This window comes from Leptolyngbya sp. O-77, from assembly GCF_001548395.1.
Lineage (GTDB): Bacteria > Cyanobacteriota > Cyanobacteriia > Elainellales > Elainellaceae > Thermoleptolyngbya.
In genome coordinates this window covers 3,935,462-3,953,066 of record NZ_AP017367.1, presented here as the reverse complement: position 1 = coordinate 3,953,066, position 17,605 = coordinate 3,935,462, and the positions used below count along the sequence as shown (strand labels likewise).

Sequence of the window (17,605 nt, the reverse complement as noted above, 5' to 3'; positions counted from 1 at the left end):
CCTCTTCGTTCTTCGTTCTTCGTTCTTCCCCCTTCCCCATGCCTCGCTACCCCCTCATTCTCCAGCACAGTCGCGAAGACTGCGGCGTGGCCTGTCTGGCCTCAATTGCCAAACACTACGGACGCACGGTGTCCTTTACCCGCATTCGCGAAGCCATCGGCACGGGGCAATTGGGCACGACGATGCTAGGGCTGCGGCGGGGCGCGGAGTCGCTGGGGTTTCGTGCCCAGTCGGTGGTCGCGTCAGCCGAAGTGCTGGATGCGCTCGATCGGATGCCGCTGCCCGCAATTTTGCACTGGCAGGGGAATCACTGGGTGGTGCTGTATGGACAGAAGGGCGATTCGCGAAGCAATCCCTACGGGAATCGCCCCTTTGAGCGTCCCTCCGATCACCTTGTGATTGCTGATCCAGCAGTCGGTTTGCGCTTTTTGTCGCGAGTGGAACTGCTAGAGGGTTGGGCAAACGGCGTGATTCTGCTGCTGGAACCTGATCCGGAGCGCTTTTTCAGCCAACCCGACGACCCGACGGTGACGGCGGCCCAACTCTGGCAGCGAATTCGCCCCTATCGCTGGGTGCTGCTGCAAGCGGTGATTTGCGCCAGCCTGATTGGGCTGCTGTCGCTGGCTTCGCCCGTGTTTCTGCAAATTTTGACGGACGAGGTGCTGCTGCCTGCTGAGGAAACGGGAGCCTTGCCCGCCCGGCGGCAGATGCTCTTGGGCATCGTGGCGGCGGTGATGCTGCTGTATGTGTTTCGTAGCGGGCTATCGCTGGCAGCGGATTTGTTGATTGCGCGGTTTGCCCAGCGGCTAGAGTTGGGCTTTGTGCTGGAGTTTGGGCAGCAGGTGTTGCGGCTGCCGCTGACCTACTACGAAACGCGGCGCAGTGGCGAGGTGGTCAGCCGACTGCGCGATATTGAGGAAATTAACCGCCTGGTGTCGGAGGCAGTCGTCAGTCTGCCGAGTACGGTGCTGGTGGCGGCGGTGTCCTTTGGGCTGATGCTGTTTTATAGCTGGCGGCTGACGCTGGTGGCGGTGCTGGTGGCGATCGCCATGACCCTCTCCACCATCTGGTTTCAGCCTGTGCTGCGGCAAAAAACGCGGGCGGCAATGGTGCTGGAAACCGAAAACCAGGGCGTGCTGGTGGAAACCTTTAAGGGGGCGCTGACGCTGAAAGTGCTGGATGCGCGATCGCCCTTTTGGGAAGAGTTTCAGCAGCGATTTCGCAAGCTGGCGGCGCTGCTATTGGAAACCATGCAAATCGGCATTATCAACAGCAACTTCAGCGCACTGGTGTCGGACTTGGGCAACGCGCTGCTGCTGGGCATCGGTGGACTGCTGGTGTTCAGCCAGGATTTGTCGGTGGGGCAACTGTTGGCTTTTACCACGCTCAACCGCAACGTGGTGGGGCTGGTGGATTTGCTGGTGAACTATGTAGACGACGCGGCGCGAGTGCAGACCGCCAACGCCCGTCTGCATGAGGTGATCGCCGCCACGCCCGAAGCCGATCGCCTGGACAAACCCTGGAAGACGCTGGCCGACGATGCGGCGATCGCCTGCGATGGAGTCAGCTTCTTCTATCCCGGTCGAGTCGAGTTGCTAAAGGACTTTTCGCTGACAATGCCCGGTGGACAGGCGATCGCCCTGATCGGCCGCACGGGCTGTGGCAAAAGCACCCTCGCCAAGGTCATCGCCGGACTGCACCAGCCCCAGTCGGGCACGGTTCGCATTGGCGATCATGCGCTCAAGGATCTGTCCCTTGCCTGCGTGCGGCGACAGGTCATTTTAGTGCCCCAGGATTCATTTTTCTGGAGCCGCTCGATTGTGGAAAACTTTCGCCTGACTCAGCCCCATGTCCCCCAAGCAGACATTCAGACCGTCTGCCAGATGACGGGCGCAGACGACTTTATTCAAAAGCTACCAGATGGATATCAGACCATTCTGGGCGAATTTGGCTCTACCCTCTCCGGCGGCCAGCGCCAGCGGCTGGCGATCGCCCGCGCCCTGCTCGCCGACCCGCCGATTATGATTCTCGACGAATCCACCAGCGGTCTCGATCCGGTCAGCGAAGCCGAGCTTCTCGACAAACTACTATGGCAGCGTCGGGGCAAGACGACGATCCTGATCAGCCATCGCCCCAACGTGATTGCGCTGGCGGATTGGGTCGTGTTTCTGGAAGAGGGACGCTTGAAGCTCGCGGGGACGATGGAGGACGTGCGATCGCAGGCAGGCGACCACCTCAACTTCCTGACCGTTTAATTGCAACGGACTTACGCACTTACAACAAGCTTTCTGGTTTTGGACGATTTCGTCGCCAGCGCCGCAGCCAGTGCGCGTCACCCACAGGTCAAAATGCACAGCAAAAGCGCTACAGCACCTTCTCCAAAAACTGTTGCGCCCGGGCGCTCTTGGGCGTAGAGAAAAACACGTCTGGTGGCGCGTCTTCTGCAATCTTGCCGCCTTCCAAAAACAGCACCCGATCCGCCACGTCTCGCGCAAAGCCCATTTCGTGCGTCACGATCGCCATCGTAATGCCCGTCTGAGCCAGCGACTTCATCACATCCAGCACTTCCTTCACCATTTCTGGGTCGAGCGCCGAGGTCGGCTCGTCAAACAGCATATACTCCGGCTCCATCGCCAGCGCCCGCACGATCGCCACCCGCTGCTTTTGCCCGCCCGACAAGCGCGAAGGATATACGCCCGCCTTTTCTGCCAGCCCGACGCGATCTAGCAACTCGATCGCCTTCTCTTCGGCCTGCGCCTTAGACCAGCCCTTCACCTTGCGCGGCGCATAGGTCAGGTTTTCCAACACGGTCATATGAGGAAACAGGTTGAAATGCTGAAACACCATGCCGACATTTTGCCGCACTTTTTGAATGTCACATTTGGGATCGGTGACTTCTACATTGTTGATATAAATGCGGCCGCGAGTTGGCGTTTCCAGCAAATTCAAACATCTGAGAAACGTCGATTTTCCAGAACCGGAGGGGCCAATGACGGCCACTACTTCGCCATCTTTAATCTCAGTGGAAATGTCTTTCAATACATCCAGCTTGCCAAAGGATTTTGTCAAAAACTCAACTCTAATCACTTCTCCGCATCCTCCGTTCAAATCGTCGTGCAAACAGCGTCAGCCCCATCACCAAAACGTAATAAATCACACCCGCCAATAGCAATGGCTCAAAGTAGATAAATTTCTCTGCGGCCACCACCTGCGATCGCCGCATCACGTCCAACGCCCCCACCGTAGACACCAGCGCCGAGTCTTTCAGAAGGGCGATACTGTCGTTTACCAGCGCAGGCAAAATATTCTTAAACGCCTGAGGCAAGATGATGTCTTTCATCATCATGGGATAGCCCACGCCCAGCGTTTGCGCCGCTTCGCGCTGCCCCTTGTCTACCGCCAAAATGCCACCCCGAATCGTTTCTGAACTGTAGGCGGCTGAATTTAGCGCAAAGGTAATCACACCGGCTTGCAGACCTGTAATTGGGTATCCCGTGAGCTGGGGCGTTGCAAAGTAGATTAAAGCCAACTGCAAAATGAGCGGCGTGCCCCGAAAGATTGAAGTATAAATATCCGCAAACCACCGCAATGGCTTAAACGTTGAAACCTTGAAGAAAGAGAGAACAATAGCTAAAGCAAAACCAAAAAGAGCCGATAGGAGGGTAAATAGAAGCGTAACCTGAATGCCCCCCAAGATATAGGGAATATTAGGTGCAATCTTGCCGAAATCGAGATTTAGCTGCCCTAGCAAGAGTGGGGGAAAGTTTAATATAAACGTACTGCAATCCATGCCGTTTGAATTCCTCAGATGTTCCGATAGCGCAAAACAATTGCCTCGCAGATATTTAACTAAAGCGAATACGGCAACTGGGGCTGGGGTTAACTTGCTCTAGCCAAATCAGGTGGAGTTATGTTAACACCTACTCCTGAAAAAAATGCTTCATTGAAGTTTAGTGAATTTCAAAGAAACGCAAGCTTTCAGCTTTACAGCGCCGCAGGCTGTTAATCTCCAGTGTGAGTTCTTCAGTTTGAAGCTGAGAAGCTTAAAACTCAAAGCAATAGCATACTATGGCTTTTATCCTTAAATAGTGCGAAGGGAGACAGTCAAAAAAAGTTCGTAATGCTTATTTTGCGACGATCTCTGCTCTTTTTTCGGGAATGGCGAAACCCAGGCCGCGCAAGCGCCGCTGAAGCGACTTGGGCGATCGCCCGGCCAATTTCACAGCCCAAAAGACGGCCTTGCTCAAGCATCAGATGCGTCGCAGACCGTCTCGAAATTCATCTTTGTATTCAGCATTACTTAAGATTTAACAGCAACGCCTGGTGCGTCCATCGGCAGCTATGCCGGCCATTCCCACAGCTCATCCTGAAGCTGGAGCTGAGACCATTCTTGATCTAGCAGGCTCAGTTCTTCTGCGTCGATCCACGGGTCAAACAGGGACGTGGCGGGTTGCAGCGCAGCGAGATCCTCAAACAGCATCTCCGGTGGCGCGATCGCCGTTGAGGGTGCAGATAGCGGCTGCCAGAGCGGCGCAGCCTGGGTCGCCAGCAGCGCGATCGCCTGGTCGAGATCTTCTGGCGGCGCAATTGCGGCGATGGGCTGAGGCAGCGGCGCGGGGGCGATCGCTGAAGAAGACGAAAACTCGACAGACGCGGTCCATTCTGCGGCTGGGGGTGCCCATTCTCCGAAGCTAGCTGCTGCAACCTCTGGCGGAGCAACCGTGACATGGGGCGAGGCTGCCGGGCTGTGAATGCTGGGTTGAGAAGCGGCCAGCCCAACCAGCATCGGCGGCGCGTCGATTCGCAGCGATTGGGCGATTGCCGCCTGGGGTGCATCTTGGGCGGCCAGCGCCGCTAGCGTGTAAACCGCAACATGGGAAAGCGCCTTAGCCATGAGTCTCAGGGAGGGGGTGAGGAGAGAAACAGCAATCGGGTCGCCTGCCTGCATCATTGCCGCATTGTCCAAGCTGGCCTGCGCCAAAAGACTCCAAACGAAGGCAGCGTCCCTCACTTAATACATACGTGCCAACGGCGACGAATCAGGACAGGCAACCTGCTGACTGAGCAATTTTCTCAGGCGGTTGCTTGTCTTGATGTTTTGAGACTTCAGTAAACCTCTTGCATCAATGCTTTTCTGGAAGCGTGAATTGTCGGGCAGCACCGTCGCCCAACGATTCAAGCCAGAGGGCTAGTTTGAAACCTCAGAGAGTGGGAGGTGACGGTAAGACGAGCAATGGGGACGCTATTTCCCATACCAGGCTTTGCGCCAGGCCTGCATTTGCTCGATTTCCTGCTTTTGGGAAGCGTAGATTTCTTCTGCCATCTGGCGGAGTTCAGGGCGATCGCTCTTTTCCAGCGCCTCCTGCGCCATCACCAGCGCCCCTTCGTGATGCGGAATCATCGCCTCGATAAACCGCAGATCAAACTGGTCATCCGCAGCGCCCAGATCGCCCGCCATCCTCATTGCGTCGCGCATTTCTGGGGTCATGGGCATCATGTGGTTCATGCTGTCGTGCCACATCACGGGCTGATCGCCTGCGTTGGGATACCACGCCTTGCGCCAGGCCTGAAGCTGGCTGATTTCCTGTTCCTGGGCGCGGAGGATGGCTTCGGCGAGGGTGCGAATTTCAGGACGACTGGACTTTTCCAGCGCTTCTTGCGCCATTAGCACCGCGCCTTCGTGATGAGGGATCATGCCGTCGATAAACCGCAGGTCAAAGGATTCATCCTTAGGCCCTAAGCTCATGCTGCTGTGATCCATGCCGTCCGTATTATGACCCATCGTTGCTGGGGCGGTGGACTGGCTGTTCTGGTGGCCAGAGTCGTGGCTACAGGCAGCTAAGCCCAGACTTCCAGCAAAAACAACCGCGAGGAGGACTTTTTGGACGTTTGCTTTGACGTTCGCTTTTTTAAGGTTCATCGGTCAATGTGGATTAAAGTCTACACGTTGAGATCAAGAAGTTGAGATCTAAGGACGTTATTCCACTCTAGAGTCTCCAGTTTGCTGGAGAGTCAAGCCCGTGTAAAAGGTGGGACTGAAACCTTGGGCGGGCGATCGCTCAAATCCCACGCCCCACCCCGTGGCTCTTCCAGGAAGGGGGCTTCGATCGGTCAAACCTCATCTGGGTCAACGCCCATAGCCCGCAGTCGCTCTGCCAGTCTATCTGCCCGCTGGCGTTCGGCTTCTGCCCGCTGGCGTTCGGCTTCTGCCCGCTGGCGTTCGGCTTCTGCCCGCTGGTGTTCGGCTTCTGCCCGCTGGCGTTCGGCTTCTGCCCGCTGGCGTTCGGCGTTTTGTCCCTCTGCTCCAGTCCAAATCACCTGCCCTTGAGCATCGCACCAGCGTAGCCAGTGTCCGCTTACCCCTTCAAATTCGCCCTCCCAGAGCGTCAACCCCAACCCCACTGCCTCTAACCAGACAGGCGGCTGCAAGAGGTGATATCGCCCCTCCCTCAACGCCCAGGTTCGCAGCAGCGATCCATCCATCTCTTCTGGAGCCTGAAGCTGTTCCAGCGGATCAAACACAACGTAGTAGGGCACCCCAATGCGGGCATAGAGGTCCTTCTTACTCAGGGTTTTGCCCTTCTGCTGAGATTTATGGCTCAGCGCTAATTCATCTCCTTCTCGGTTGGAGACAATTTCAATGCACACGTCCGGCACTTTGCCAAACTCCCAGACAAAGTAGGAGCGGTTTTGCTTCTGGCTCCAGTCTGTTGGCATTTCCAACCCTAAACTCAACATCGCATCGGGAACAATCGGGTCTTGTTTGAGCGCATAGAAGACCCCCACATTGGCAGCAGCAATAAACGGGATTCCCGGCGACCAGGAGCTATACAGCGGTTCCACTAGGAGTCGTTGCTGTTTTTCGGATTGAAAATTGTCCACTGGTGTGTCGTCCTCGGTGACCAGATGGCTGATGTCCAGTTCCGTCACGATTGCGTCGTCGTTTAGCAGGTTGTGTGCCATAGAATATGATCCAACCCGATACAGCAATACCGTCTATTCTAGTCAAGCGAGTCTAGTCAAGCGAGTCAGAGATCTCTTTTCCTCACGCCCTTGAGCGACTGCTGATTCCAGGCAGTCTGCTGAACCCCGCTCTCCCCGCGATCGCCCAGACTGAGATCGCACATTGAAGCCTTTCGCTGGGGCTACCTGTAATTGGCGATCGCCAGCGTGTAGTCTTGAAACATAGCGGCTGGCCTGCTCCCAAATCCTCCTCCTTTCCCGGTCTGCCGTCTTCCATGCGCGGGAGCTTTCTACCATGATGCAGTCCGTCTTCAATCAGCCTGCCTACCTGCTTTGGCTGGTGGGAGGAATGTGTTGCTTGTTTTTGAATTTGCTGGTGTTTGAGCCAACCATCACAGCGCTGGGCATTGCGGCCATCATTACCTCCATCGCCGCCCTCAGCCTGCCCAGCGTGGGGCTTCAGATGATGCTGTGGGGCATTTTGTCGGTGGCGCTGGCGATCGTTATGCGCGGGCTAGTGCCCCAATCGTCCAAAGCTCTGGCAGCTCCGAGTGAGGCCCAGGTCTCTGTGACGATTCCACGCGGCGGGGTCGGAGAGGTGACCTATGAAGGCACAATTTGGTCAGCCCGCAGCCAGGTTTCGGACGTGGCGATCGCCGTTGGGCAGACGGTTCACGTCGTCGGTCGCCAGGGGAACACGCTAATCGTTCTCCCCGCAGGGTTTGTGCAAGATCGCCCAGTTTGAGTATTCGCCCAGTTTGAGTATTTATTGAGTATTAATTTGAGTATTCGGGCGAACTCCCCCATCGTCCCACCGCCCCAATCCCCTGTCACCGCAAACCCTCCCCTAACCCGTGATTCGGATGTAGCATAGAGTCAGTGCAATTATTCAAACCCTGATGGCCTCATCTCCTGCGGAAACTCCTGAGTTGCAAATTCGACCGCTGCTTCGTCGTGACCTGGAAGTCGTGGAGCGGTTGATGCTGGATGCACTAGAAACGGACACCGAGAGCAACCGTCTAGAGGTAACGCAGCGAGTGCAGCAACTCCGACGCTGGTACGGGCTACTCAAAGGGTTAAGTTTATTCCCCAATCCCCTGCAACATCTGCTTTCAACCTACGTGGCTGAGCAAGACGATCAGGTGCGCGGGGTCATTCAGGTTTCGCCGTTCAACCGCACACGCAGCACTTGGCGGATTGAGCAAATTGCGGTCGGGCAATATTCCCCCGGCGAATTCAGACAAACCTCGCTGATGGACGTGGGTTCCCAACTCCTGCGCTACTGCCTGCAAGCCATTTGGGAAGCCCGTACCTGGCTGATTGAGGTGGATGTCAACGACAACTCAGTGATTGGGTTATGCCGCAAAACAGGCTTTCAACCGCTGGCGCAGATGACCTACTGGGCGATCGCCCCCGAGCTGTGGCAAGCCCTAGCCGAGCGACAGCCCGATTTGCCTAACCTGCTGCCTGTGGGCAACGCCGACGCGGGGTTACTGTGCCAACTGGACACAGCCTCGATGCCGCCCCACGTCCGTCAAGTGTTTGATCGCCACATCACCGACTTCAAGACTGGCCTGCTGGGCAGCGTCACAGACGGGGTGGGGAGTTGGCTCACTCCGGTGCAGGTGGTTAGCGGCTACGTGTTCGAGCCACAGCGCAAAGCAGCGATCGGCTATTTTCGGCTGCAACTTTGTAAAGACGGCAGCCACCCCCACGAAGCCAAGCTAACGGTTCACCCGGCCTACACCTGGCTCTATCCAGAGCTATTCTGCCAGATGGCGCAGGTGGTGCGGGGCTATCCGGAGCAGGCGCTCATGGTCGATTCGGCCGACTATCAGCCGGAGCGGGAAGACTTTTTGCAACAACTGGGCGCAGCGCAAACCCACCACACGCTGATGATGTCGCGCTCGGTGTGGCACAAGCTGCGGGAAGCCAAGCCGCTAGAGGGGCTGCAACTAACCGACGTGCTGCAAAATCTCCAGCCTGTGCGAAAGCCAGTGCCCAGCCGCTTCTCGCTGGAATCGGGCAACGGCAACGGCAAGCCCGACACCAAGCCACCGGGGCTGTCTAAAGATTCCAACTGAAGATTCCAACCGATCTCAACTAACTGATCTCAACACTAATCTCAACTAAGTTCTACGGCATGACGCGGATCTCGGCGCTGGGGCTGGATGTGGGTAGGAAGCGCATCGGCGTAGCAGGCTGCGACGGCACGGGGCTGATTGCCACGGGTCTAGAGACGATCGAGCGGCGATCCTTTGCCGAAGATGTGGCGCGGCTGCGGACGCTGGTCGAGGCGCGGCGGGCAACGGTGCTGGTGGTGGGAATGCCCTACAAGCTGGATGGCGAAGTGGGGGCGCAGGCGCGGCAGGTGCAGCGGTTTGCCGAGCGGCTGGGAGTGGCGCTGAATCTGCCAGTGGAGTATGTGGATGAACGGCTGACTTCTGTTGCGGCGGAAGAGCTAATTCACGCGGAGGGACGATCGCCCTCCCACAACAAGGCGCTGATCGACCGCAAAGCCGCCGCCCTTATCTTGCAGCAGTGGCTAGACGGGCGATCGCCCCCTCAGACCTAGCCTTTTACCCGATCTGAGTGTTTACAAACCCAAAACCCAAAATCCAAAACCCAAAATCCAAAATCCAAAGCTGCTCCTGTTTTCCATTCGCCGAAGAGTCCACCAGAATCCACCTTTTCATCAATTGCGGCGCAGCGATGCGGTAAAGTTTTCAGTAGCAATGCGCTTGTGAACTCTTGCTGGCGAAGTTTTTTTAAGGATATTGGCATGGCAAAGGTCGGGAAAAATAATGATGACTTTGAGACAAACCAGGGCGATTTGGAAGAGGAGTTGCCTACCGTCAGCCTGACAGACGAGGCCGGGCGATCGCTCGTTTGTTATGTGGAGCATTCGGTCGAAGTAGACGGACAAGCCTACCTGCTGCTGCTGCCAGTCGATTCGCCGATTGAAATCTTTGCCTGGGAAGACGACGAAGACGCAGACGCAGAAACGCTTGTTGACCTGGCAGATACGCAGGTTGAAGAGATTTTTGAAACCGCCCGGGCCGTATTGGCAGAGCAAGATCTAACGCTTAAGCGCACCGCCTACACGCTGACGGCGGCGGGCGATCTGCCCGAAGTTTCAGAAGAAGACGTGATCACGATTGACATGGGCGAAGAAGGCGGTCTGGTAGATTCCGAACAGTTTCAGCGGCTCACCTCCTTCTATCACGAAGAGCAGGAATACGACGTTTGCACGCCCCTCGATCCGCTCATGTTTTTTGCCCGCCTTAACGCCAGCGGCGAACCTGAATTGCTCTCTCCAGAAGAGTTTCAGGCAATCCGCCCGCAGCTCGAGGAGCAGTTGTTTGACTCGTTTGAGTAATTTGGAATGCGTAATTTGGACGAGTCTTTGGGAGATACGTTAGTTGATTCAGTTAATTGGTTGAGCGTGCGGTCGCCTGGCTAAAACGGCACAGGCGGAACCTGCTCCCTGCCTTATTGGTCAATTCGTCAATCAATCAGGAGGCAGATCGCAGGTCTGTTGTCGTTGGACTAAGGTTAGACTGCGTTCAGGGATTTGATGCAGAAACCCGCAGGGCGATCGCCCTACCACTCTGGGTTCGGAAGCTCTGGGTTTGGAGAAGACAGCCATGTCGGTTAAACGATTGTCTGGATGGTCTAAGGGGTTAATCCTGCTGACGCTGGTGCTGCTGGCGTTGCTGCTGGGCGGCTGGCAAGGCTGGCGCTGGTGGCTGGGGGCGATCGCCCCGGCAACTTCAACAACCGATAGTGGCGACCCTCTGGAAGGCGCAACGGAGAGGGGCACTGTGCAGGTCAAAATTCCCCCAGGCAGCACCGCCCAGCAAATCGGCGAAACCCTGAAAGCTCAAGGCATCATTCGCTCAACCCAAGCCTGGAACCTGTGGACACGCTGGCAAACCGTGCAAAAGCGGCCGGGCAGCTTTCAGGCAGGGACCTACGCCCTCTCACCCGCTGAGCCGCTGCCCGCGATTGCCGACCAGATCTGGCGGGGTGAAGTCGTGCAAAACAGCTTCACCATTCCCGAAGGCTGGACGATTCGCCAAATGGCGGAGTATTTTGAGGAGCAGGGCTACTTCCCCGCTGAGGAATTCATGGCTGCCGCCCAAGACATTCCGCGCGATCGCTTTCCCTGGCTGCCCGAAAACCTGCCTATTCTAGAAGGCTTCCTGTTTCCCGATACCTACCAGTTTGCGGGAGAACTCACGCCTGAGTTGGCAATCGACCAGATGCTCCGTCGATTTGAGCAAGTCGCCCTGCCAATTTATGACGAAGGGCGATCGCCCTACAGCTTTATGGAATGGGTAACGCTGGCCAGCATTGTCGAAAAAGAAGCCGTCGTTCAGGAAGAGCGTCCTACCATCGCCAGCGTATTTGCACGGCGACTGCGCGAGGGCATTCCTCTGGCTGCGGACCCCACAGTGGAATATGGGTTGGGTATCCGGCAAACCGTTGAGCAGCCGCTGACCTACGCCCAGGTGCGCCAGCCCTCGCCCTACAACACCTACATTAACCCTGGCCTCACCCCTACGCCCATCGCCGCGCCCGGTTTGGCTAGCCTGGAAGCCTCCCTCAATCCTGGCGATACAGAATACCTGTTTTTCATGGCACGATACGACGGTACGCATATCTTTAGCCGGACGCTGGCCGAACACGAAGCCGCCAAGCGAGCGGTCGATGCGGAACTGTCTCGGCAAAACTAGAGCTTCGAGATTACAGAAAATCATCCAACGGCATCAGGTCTACCAGGTAGAATTTAGGCTGGGCTTCTGGCTGAGGAAGCGCAGCGCTACGCCTCAATTCGCCTTTACGAAAAAATGTCCTGGGGAAAACTCTTACAACCTGACCTGGTGTTGGGCAGCAGCATCTTGGCGCTGACTCCAGAGTTATTGCAGCAATATAACCTGCGGGGGCTGGTGCTGGATGTAGATGAAACACTAGTGCCAATCCGGGTGGCCCAGGCCTCTGGGGAACTGCGCGAGTGGGTAGCGCAACTGCGGCCGGCGATCGCCATCTGGCTGGTGAGCAACAATATCAGCAAGTCGCGCATCAGCAGCATTGCCAACTCACTGGAGTTGCCCTATCTGCTGGGTGCGGGCAAACCCTCGCGGCGCAAGCTGCGGCAGGCCGTGGAGGCAATGGGCATTCCGATTGAACAGGTGGCAATGGTGGGCGATCGCCTGTTTACCGATGTGCTAGCGGGCAATCGCCTGGGCATGTTCACCATCCTGGTGGAGCCAATGGCAGACCCCGCCGTGGAGGTGCGCCGCAGCCCCGTTCGCAACTTTGAAGTGTGGGTGTCGCAGGCCTTGGGGGCATCGCTCACGCCCCGGCGGTAGAAAGGCGGCGCCGATTTTGGATTTTGGATTGGCGATTTTGGATTGCCGCCCGCTGGATTGCCGCCCGCTGGATTGGCGATTTTGGATTGCCGAATCCAGCAGCCTGTAAATTTATTGCGAAATGTTGCGCTGTCGGGGTGATAGTGTTACATTACTTTACAGAGATTCCTGCGAAGCGATCGCACTGACGACTTCAACTGTTCATCCAGGCAGTCTGCCAGTGACTTCGTTCTCCTAGCATCACATCTCTTTCCAACACAGCGAACCCAGCCAGCCTGCTGTAGGGCTGGCTGTTTTTTGTGTTGCACTCTTGACGACTTATCTATCAGTTGTCGATGCTGCTGTCGATGCTGCTGTCGATGCTGCAAGTGATATTGCTAGCAGTCTTGCAGACGCTCGCCTAGCAAAAAATCACAAATCCAAAATCACAAATCCAAAATCGCGATTACCAACCGTCGGGGCGATCGCCCCCCTGCCAGATTTCCAGATCTAGATCGTTCAGGTCGATCAGGGCGCTTTGAATGTTCTGGGCGGGGCCGCGCAGCTCCAGGTCAAACCAGCCGTCGTCGCGGGCGTTTGCACCCAGCAGCGCCGCCAGAATGTTTACCGTCAGCCCGTGCTTGGAAACTAGCCGGGAAATGACGGGTTCTTCGTGATACTGCTTGGGAATGCGGACGCGGATACGGGTCTGGGTGGGGCGATCGCCCCCGTGATCCAGGTCGTCTCCGTCGGAATGGGCGATCGAGGTCGTGGGCACAGTCATGGCTAAATCTCCTATAGTTCGATGAGGTCTGACGAGCAGCGGATTCAAAACCACAGAGCGAGACTGTTCAGCGCTATTCCACAGCACAGGCGCTACTCTTCAACGTCTTTAATGCGCGTTTTGCGCTCCACAAGTTCCTTTAGCACCAGCGTAATTACGGCTAAAAACGCCAGCAAGACGGCTGCGGAGTAGGCTTCCGGCGTTTTGTACTGCTTATAGGCCTCTTCCACATAGAGCGGCAGGGTTTGGGTCTTGCCAATGATATTGCCCGACACCACCGACACCGCGCCAAACTCGCCCATCGCCCGCGCATTGGTGAGAATCAAACCGTATAGCAGGCCCCAGCGGATATTCGGCAGCGTCACTCGCCAAAAGGTTTGCCAGTCGCTGGCACCCAGGGTCTTCGCCGCTTCTTCCTGGTCGGTGCCCGCTTCCTCCAGCACCGGAATCACCTCCCGTGCCACAAACGGCATCGTTACAAACATCGTCGCCAGCACCATCCCCGGCACCGCAAAGATAATCTTGATGTCGTTGGACTGGAGCCACGGGCCAAACCAGCCGTTTCGTCCGTATAGCAGCACAATCATCAAGCCTGCCACCACAGGCGACACCGCAAAAGGAATATCGATAATGCTGAGCAGCAGCGTGCGACCGGGGAACTGGTGACGCGCAATCACCCAGGCGGCGCAGAGTCCGAAGATGGTGTTAATTGGGAGGGCGATCGCCGTAATCAGCAGCGTCAGCTTGACTGCATTCAAAAACGTTGGAGAAGTCAGGTTCGAGAAAAACGGGCCAACTCCGTCTTTAAACGCCTGCACAAACACATTCAGCGCCGGAATAAACAAAATCAGCGTCAAATACAGCACCGAAACGCCGATCAGCACCCACTTGACCCACGCGCCCCGGCTGCGAGGTGCGGCTCTGCGTCCCGATGAAGACTCTGGCACGTTAAACAATTCTGCATCAGTCGTCATAGCGTCTCCCCCAGGCTTGCAGCACGTTAATCACCAACAGCATCAGCAGCGAAATCAGCAGCAGCACCGTGCCAATCACTGTCGCTCCGGCGTAGTCATATTGCTCTAGCCGTTGAAACACCAGCACCGGCGCAATCAAGTCTTGAAACGGCACGTTGCCCGCCACGATGACCGTCGAGCCATATTCGCCCACTGCCCGCGAAAAGCCCAGCGCCACACCGGTCAAAATCGCTGGCAGCAGCGGTGGCAGCAGCACCCGCCAAAAAGTCTGCCAGGACGACGCGCCCAGACACCAGGCAGCCTCTTCGACTTCTTTTTCCATTTCTTGCAGCACGGGCTGGAGCGTCCGCACCACAAACGGCAGCGAGATAAACACCATCGCTACAAACACGCCCAGACGAGTAAAGGCAATTTTGATGCCAAAGGGCGCAAACAGAGAGCCGAGCCAGCCCGCCTCACTGTAGACCGTGGCCAGCGTCAGCCCAGCGACTGCGGTCGGCAAGGCAAAGGGCAAATCAACTGCTGCGTCGATGATTCTCTTGCCAGGAAAGTCGTAGCGCACAAACACCCAGGCGATGATCGTGCCAAATACGCCGTTCAGCAGGGCCGCTGCCAGGGACGTGCCAAAGGTGACGCTGTAGGTAGACAGGGCAATCTCACTGGTGGCGATGCGCCAAAACTCTGCCGGGCCGACCGTGCTGGCTTTCAGCAGCATGGCGATCACGGGTACGAACAGCATCACCGATAGATAGACCCACGTCACGCGCCAGGGCCAGGACAAATGGGTGAGGCGATACCAAAAAGAGCGATCGCTCTTGATAGATGTAGTCGTTACAGGGGAAGTAGCCATGAAGCGTAATGGTTAGGGAGCGAAATTTTGACAACGATTCGGAAAAGATCCGCTAACACTGGCGGATTCATAACGGATGAATCATTACTTGCCCAGACTGGCCTGGATTTGGTCGAACACCGCGCCATCCTCAAAAAACTTGCGTTGGATTTCGTCCCAGCCGCCCAGATCATCCACCGTAAACAGCGTGTCAACCTTGCCAAACTGGGTGGCATACTGAGTGGCGATCGCCGGATCAACCGGGCGGAATCCCACCTTCGCGAACTCTGCCTGCGCTTCCGGCGTAAACAGAAATTGGGCGAAGGCCTCCGCTACGGCTCTGGTTCCTCGCTTATCGACAATGGCATCCACCACCGCCACAGGATTGTCAATTGAAATATTGGTTCTGGGAACGACAAAAGGCATGGTTTCACCTCGCTGCCCCGCTAGCAAAATTTCATTTTCATAATTGATCAAGACATCCCCCTGACCCTGCTTGAAAAAGGCATCGGTAGACTCGCGGGCATCTCGCGCCAAAACGGGCGTGTTTTGAAACAATCGGGTCACCAGGGTCAATGCCTCGTCTTCGGTGCCGCCGTTCTGCGTTACCGAACCCCACGCGCCAAGGAAGTTCCAGCGGGCCCCGCCGGAGGTCTTGGGGTTTGCCGTGACGACCCGCACGCCGTCCTGGGTTAGATCGCGCCAGTCGCGGATATTTTTGGGGTTGCCTTCGCGAGTCACCAGCGCTGCCACCGAGCGGTGGGCGATAGAGCCGTTGGGCAGTTCCTGTTTCCAGCCGGGTTGAATCAATCCAGCCTTTTGGATCTTTTCGACATCGAGCGCCATTGCCAGCGCAACAACATCGGCTTCTAACCCTTCGATGACGGCTCTCGCTTGGGGGCCAGAGCCGCCGTAGCTCTGGTAAACCACCACCTCTTGCCCTGTCTCGGCTTTCCACCTTGCGGCAAACATGGGGATGATTTTTTCATACGCAGATTGCGTGACCGCAAAGGACACCAGGCAAATATCGGTTCTAGCAGGGACCATGCTGCCGTTTGGGGCTTGCCCATCCAGAGCGACGGGCGGACGGCTGGAACTGCAAGCGGCGATCGCCACTGCCAGCCCAACTCCAGCTACTACCAGCGCAAGGAACCGTTTGAGCGATCGCAGTCCAAAATGGGCAAACATCGACTTCTCCAGCGTTTGATGCAATATCAGGCGAAAAAGCATGGCTGCTTTCAAGCTGCCTGGAGAGCCATCATACACTAGAAGCACTGACTAATCTACGGTTTCCCTGTCAAGATTAAGGGATTCGAGAATATCGTTCTCAGCAGATGTCATCGATTGATGCCGGACTGCGATCGCAAGAACGCGCTCCTTTGCCCAACCTGTGGCGATTATTTACCCAGTTTGGACTGAATCTGATCAAACACGGCACCGTCGTCAAAGAACTTGGCCTGAATATCGTCCCAGCCGCCAAAATCCGCCACGGTAAACAGCTTATCCACTGCGCCAAACTGGTCGGCATACTTAGCTGCCACTGTCTGATCCGACGGGCGGAAGCCGACTTTGGCAAACTCTTCCTGGGCTTCGGGCGTGAAGAGGAACTGCACAAAGGCTTCGGCTACTTCTCGCGTGCCGCGCTTATCGACAATGGCATCCACCACCGTTACGGGGTTGTCGATCGAGATATTGGTCTTGGGCACGACATAGGGCAGCACGTCGCCTTTCAGCTTCGCCAGCAGCACCTCGTTTTCGTAGTTGATCAGCACGTCGCCCTGCTTCTGGCTAAAGAAGATATCGGTCGATTCACGGGCATCTTTCGCCAAAATTGGTGTGTTTTGATAAAGCTTGGTAGCTAGCTCCAGCGCTTGCTCATCCGTGCCGCCGTTCTGCGTTACCGAACCCCACGCGCCAAGGAAGTTCCAGCGGGCCCCACCAGAGGTTTTGGGGTTGGCGGTGACGATTCTTACGTCGTCTCTGGCCAGGTCGCTCCAGTCCTGAATGCCCTTGGGGTTGCCTTCGCGGGTCACCAGCACAGCCACCGATTTGTGAACGATGGAGTCGTTGGGCAACTCTTTTTCCCAGCCCGCTTCAATCAGTCCGGCTTCTTCGATTTTCTTGGTGTCGAGGGCCAGAGCCAGGGCCACCACATCTGCTTCTAAACCGTCAATCACAGCGCGGGCCTGGGTTCCAGAGCCAGCATAGCTTTGATTAATCACGACATCTTGCCCCGTTTCGGCTTTCCATTTTTCAACGAACTGGGGAATGATTTTTTCGTAGGCAGCCTGGGTGACGGCGTAAGAGACGAGCGTGATCTCGACTTTTTCGCCGCTAGCGACGGCGGCGGGGCTTTCTCCGGCGGCGGGGCTAGTGGTGGTGCTGGCGGTGTCTGGGCTGCTGGGGCTGCAAGCGGCGATCGCCATGCTGAGGCTGAGTCCTGTAGCCGCAAGCGCGAGAAATTTTTTGGGCGATCGCAGTCCAAAGTTTGCAACCATCGGATTCTCCTTGAGTGATAGTTCCTGATAAAGGAAATAGTGAACAGTGGCAGACAATTAATCTACGGTTTACTGGTCGGAATATAGGCTTTTACCTCATGAGAAGTCATCATACAATAGAATTCAGTTTTTAATCTACGGTTTTTAGATCGAGATACGAGACTTTTAGAGCGCGGCAATAGAGATGCAAAAACGGGCAGATG

Annotated in this window: 18 protein-coding genes; 7 read left to right on the top strand and 11 right to left on the bottom strand. The window is 56.4% G+C overall.

Translation table 11 applies throughout. From position 1 onward, the window contains the following. Positions 1-38 precede the first annotated feature (38 nt). Positions 39-2,255, top strand: a complete 2,217-nt coding sequence (locus O77CONTIG1_RS16745; protein WP_068512782.1) for a peptidase domain-containing ABC transporter — start codon at positions 39-41, stop codon at positions 2,253-2,255. A gap of 109 nt (positions 2,256-2,364) precedes the next feature. Here O77CONTIG1_RS16745 and O77CONTIG1_RS16740 read toward each other — a convergent pair whose 3' ends face one another. From O77CONTIG1_RS16740 to O77CONTIG1_RS16720, 5 genes are all read right to left on the bottom strand, one after another. Beyond that, positions 2,365-3,087 (bottom strand): amino acid ABC transporter ATP-binding protein, encoded by a 723-nt coding sequence (locus tag O77CONTIG1_RS16740; protein WP_068512778.1) that lies wholly within the window; start codon positions 3,085-3,087, stop codon positions 2,365-2,367. Continuing rightward, on the bottom strand, positions 3,080-3,790 hold the full coding sequence (locus tag O77CONTIG1_RS16735) for an amino acid ABC transporter permease (protein WP_068512777.1): 711 nt from the start codon (positions 3,788-3,790) through the stop codon (positions 3,080-3,082). Before O77CONTIG1_RS16735 ends, O77CONTIG1_RS16740 begins: the two co-directional genes overlap by 8 nt. Positions 3,791-4,339: 549 nt before the next feature. After that, positions 4,340-4,894: a hypothetical protein gene (locus tag O77CONTIG1_RS16730; RefSeq protein WP_156435383.1), complete on the bottom strand. Its 555-nt coding sequence runs from the start codon at positions 4,892-4,894 to the stop codon at positions 4,340-4,342. Between the two features lie 348 nt (positions 4,895-5,242). After that, positions 5,243-5,920 carry a DUF305 domain-containing protein gene (locus tag O77CONTIG1_RS16725; RefSeq protein ID WP_156435381.1) on the bottom strand — a complete coding sequence of 226 codons (678 nt, stop codon included), beginning with the start codon at positions 5,918-5,920 and terminating at the stop codon, positions 5,243-5,245. 191 nt (positions 5,921-6,111) lie between these two features. Next, complete coding sequence (locus tag O77CONTIG1_RS16720) at positions 6,112-6,963, bottom strand: Uma2 family endonuclease (RefSeq protein ID WP_068512774.1); 852 nt, start codon at positions 6,961-6,963, stop codon at positions 6,112-6,114. Positions 6,964-7,258: 295 nt separating this feature from the next. On the opposite strand from O77CONTIG1_RS16720, the gene O77CONTIG1_RS16715 reads away from it, so the two are divergent. From O77CONTIG1_RS16715 to ruvX, 3 genes are all read left to right on the top strand, one after another. Then, the gene (locus O77CONTIG1_RS16715; protein WP_068512771.1) at positions 7,259-7,708 is read left to right on the top strand and encodes an NfeD family protein; all 450 of its coding nucleotides are present in this window, start codon (positions 7,259-7,261) and stop codon (positions 7,706-7,708) included. A 154-nt stretch (positions 7,709-7,862) separates the two neighbouring features. Then, complete coding sequence (locus O77CONTIG1_RS16710; protein WP_068512769.1) at positions 7,863-9,047, top strand: GNAT family N-acetyltransferase; 1,185 nt, start codon at positions 7,863-7,865, stop codon at positions 9,045-9,047. Between the two features lie 59 nt (positions 9,048-9,106). Further along, positions 9,107-9,538, top strand: coding sequence for a Holliday junction resolvase RuvX (ruvX, locus tag O77CONTIG1_RS16705; protein WP_068512767.1), 432 nt, complete (start codon positions 9,107-9,109; stop codon positions 9,536-9,538). On the opposite strand, the gene O77CONTIG1_RS24750 is transcribed toward ruvX, so the two are convergent. Further along, positions 9,535-9,747 (bottom strand): hypothetical protein, encoded by a 213-nt coding sequence (locus tag O77CONTIG1_RS24750; protein WP_156435379.1) that lies wholly within the window; start codon positions 9,745-9,747, stop codon positions 9,535-9,537. The genes ruvX and O77CONTIG1_RS24750 overlap by 4 nt on opposite strands. On the opposite strand from O77CONTIG1_RS24750, the gene O77CONTIG1_RS16700 reads away from it, so the two are divergent. The 3 genes from O77CONTIG1_RS16700 (at position 9,746) to O77CONTIG1_RS16690 (ending at position 12,338) form a co-directional block, all read left to right on the top strand. Further along, the gene (locus O77CONTIG1_RS16700; RefSeq protein ID WP_084782774.1) at positions 9,746-10,342 is read left to right on the top strand and encodes a DUF3727 domain-containing protein; all 597 of its coding nucleotides are present in this window, start codon (positions 9,746-9,748) and stop codon (positions 10,340-10,342) included. The two genes, O77CONTIG1_RS24750 and O77CONTIG1_RS16700, sit on opposite strands and share 2 nt — an antisense overlap. A 268-nt stretch (positions 10,343-10,610) precedes the next feature. After that, complete coding sequence (gene mltG, locus O77CONTIG1_RS16695; protein WP_068512765.1) at positions 10,611-11,702, top strand: endolytic transglycosylase MltG; 1,092 nt, start codon at positions 10,611-10,613, stop codon at positions 11,700-11,702. Between the two features lie 114 nt (positions 11,703-11,816). Next, complete coding sequence (locus O77CONTIG1_RS16690; RefSeq protein ID WP_068512763.1) at positions 11,817-12,338, top strand: YqeG family HAD IIIA-type phosphatase; 522 nt, start codon at positions 11,817-11,819, stop codon at positions 12,336-12,338. Positions 12,339-12,783: 445 nt separating this feature from the next. On the opposite strand, the gene O77CONTIG1_RS16685 is transcribed toward O77CONTIG1_RS16690, so the two are convergent. The 5 genes from O77CONTIG1_RS16685 to O77CONTIG1_RS16665 all read right to left on the bottom strand — a co-directional run bounded on the left by O77CONTIG1_RS16685 (position 12,784) and on the right by O77CONTIG1_RS16665 (position 17,402). Next, on the bottom strand, positions 12,784-13,101 hold the full coding sequence (locus O77CONTIG1_RS16685) for an NIL domain-containing protein (protein ID WP_084782772.1): 318 nt from the start codon (positions 13,099-13,101) through the stop codon (positions 12,784-12,786). A 92-nt stretch (positions 13,102-13,193) separates the two neighbouring features. After that, the gene (cysW, locus tag O77CONTIG1_RS16680) at positions 13,194-14,075 is read right to left on the bottom strand and encodes a sulfate ABC transporter permease subunit CysW (RefSeq protein WP_068512761.1); all 882 of its coding nucleotides are present in this window, start codon (positions 14,073-14,075) and stop codon (positions 13,194-13,196) included. Next, a complete protein-coding gene (gene cysT / locus O77CONTIG1_RS16675; protein WP_068512759.1) occupies positions 14,065-14,925 on the bottom strand; it encodes a sulfate ABC transporter permease subunit CysT in 861 nt (286 codons plus the stop codon). The genes cysW and cysT overlap by 11 nt, the downstream gene beginning before the upstream one ends. Positions 14,926-15,009: 84 nt before the next feature. Then, positions 15,010-16,092 (bottom strand): sulfate ABC transporter substrate-binding protein, encoded by a 1,083-nt coding sequence (locus tag O77CONTIG1_RS16670; RefSeq protein ID WP_068516724.1) that lies wholly within the window; start codon positions 16,090-16,092, stop codon positions 15,010-15,012. Between the two features lie 209 nt (positions 16,093-16,301). Continuing rightward, positions 16,302-17,402, bottom strand: coding sequence for a sulfate ABC transporter substrate-binding protein (locus O77CONTIG1_RS16665; RefSeq protein ID WP_068512758.1), 1,101 nt, complete (start codon positions 17,400-17,402; stop codon positions 16,302-16,304). Positions 17,403-17,605 lie beyond the last annotated feature (203 nt).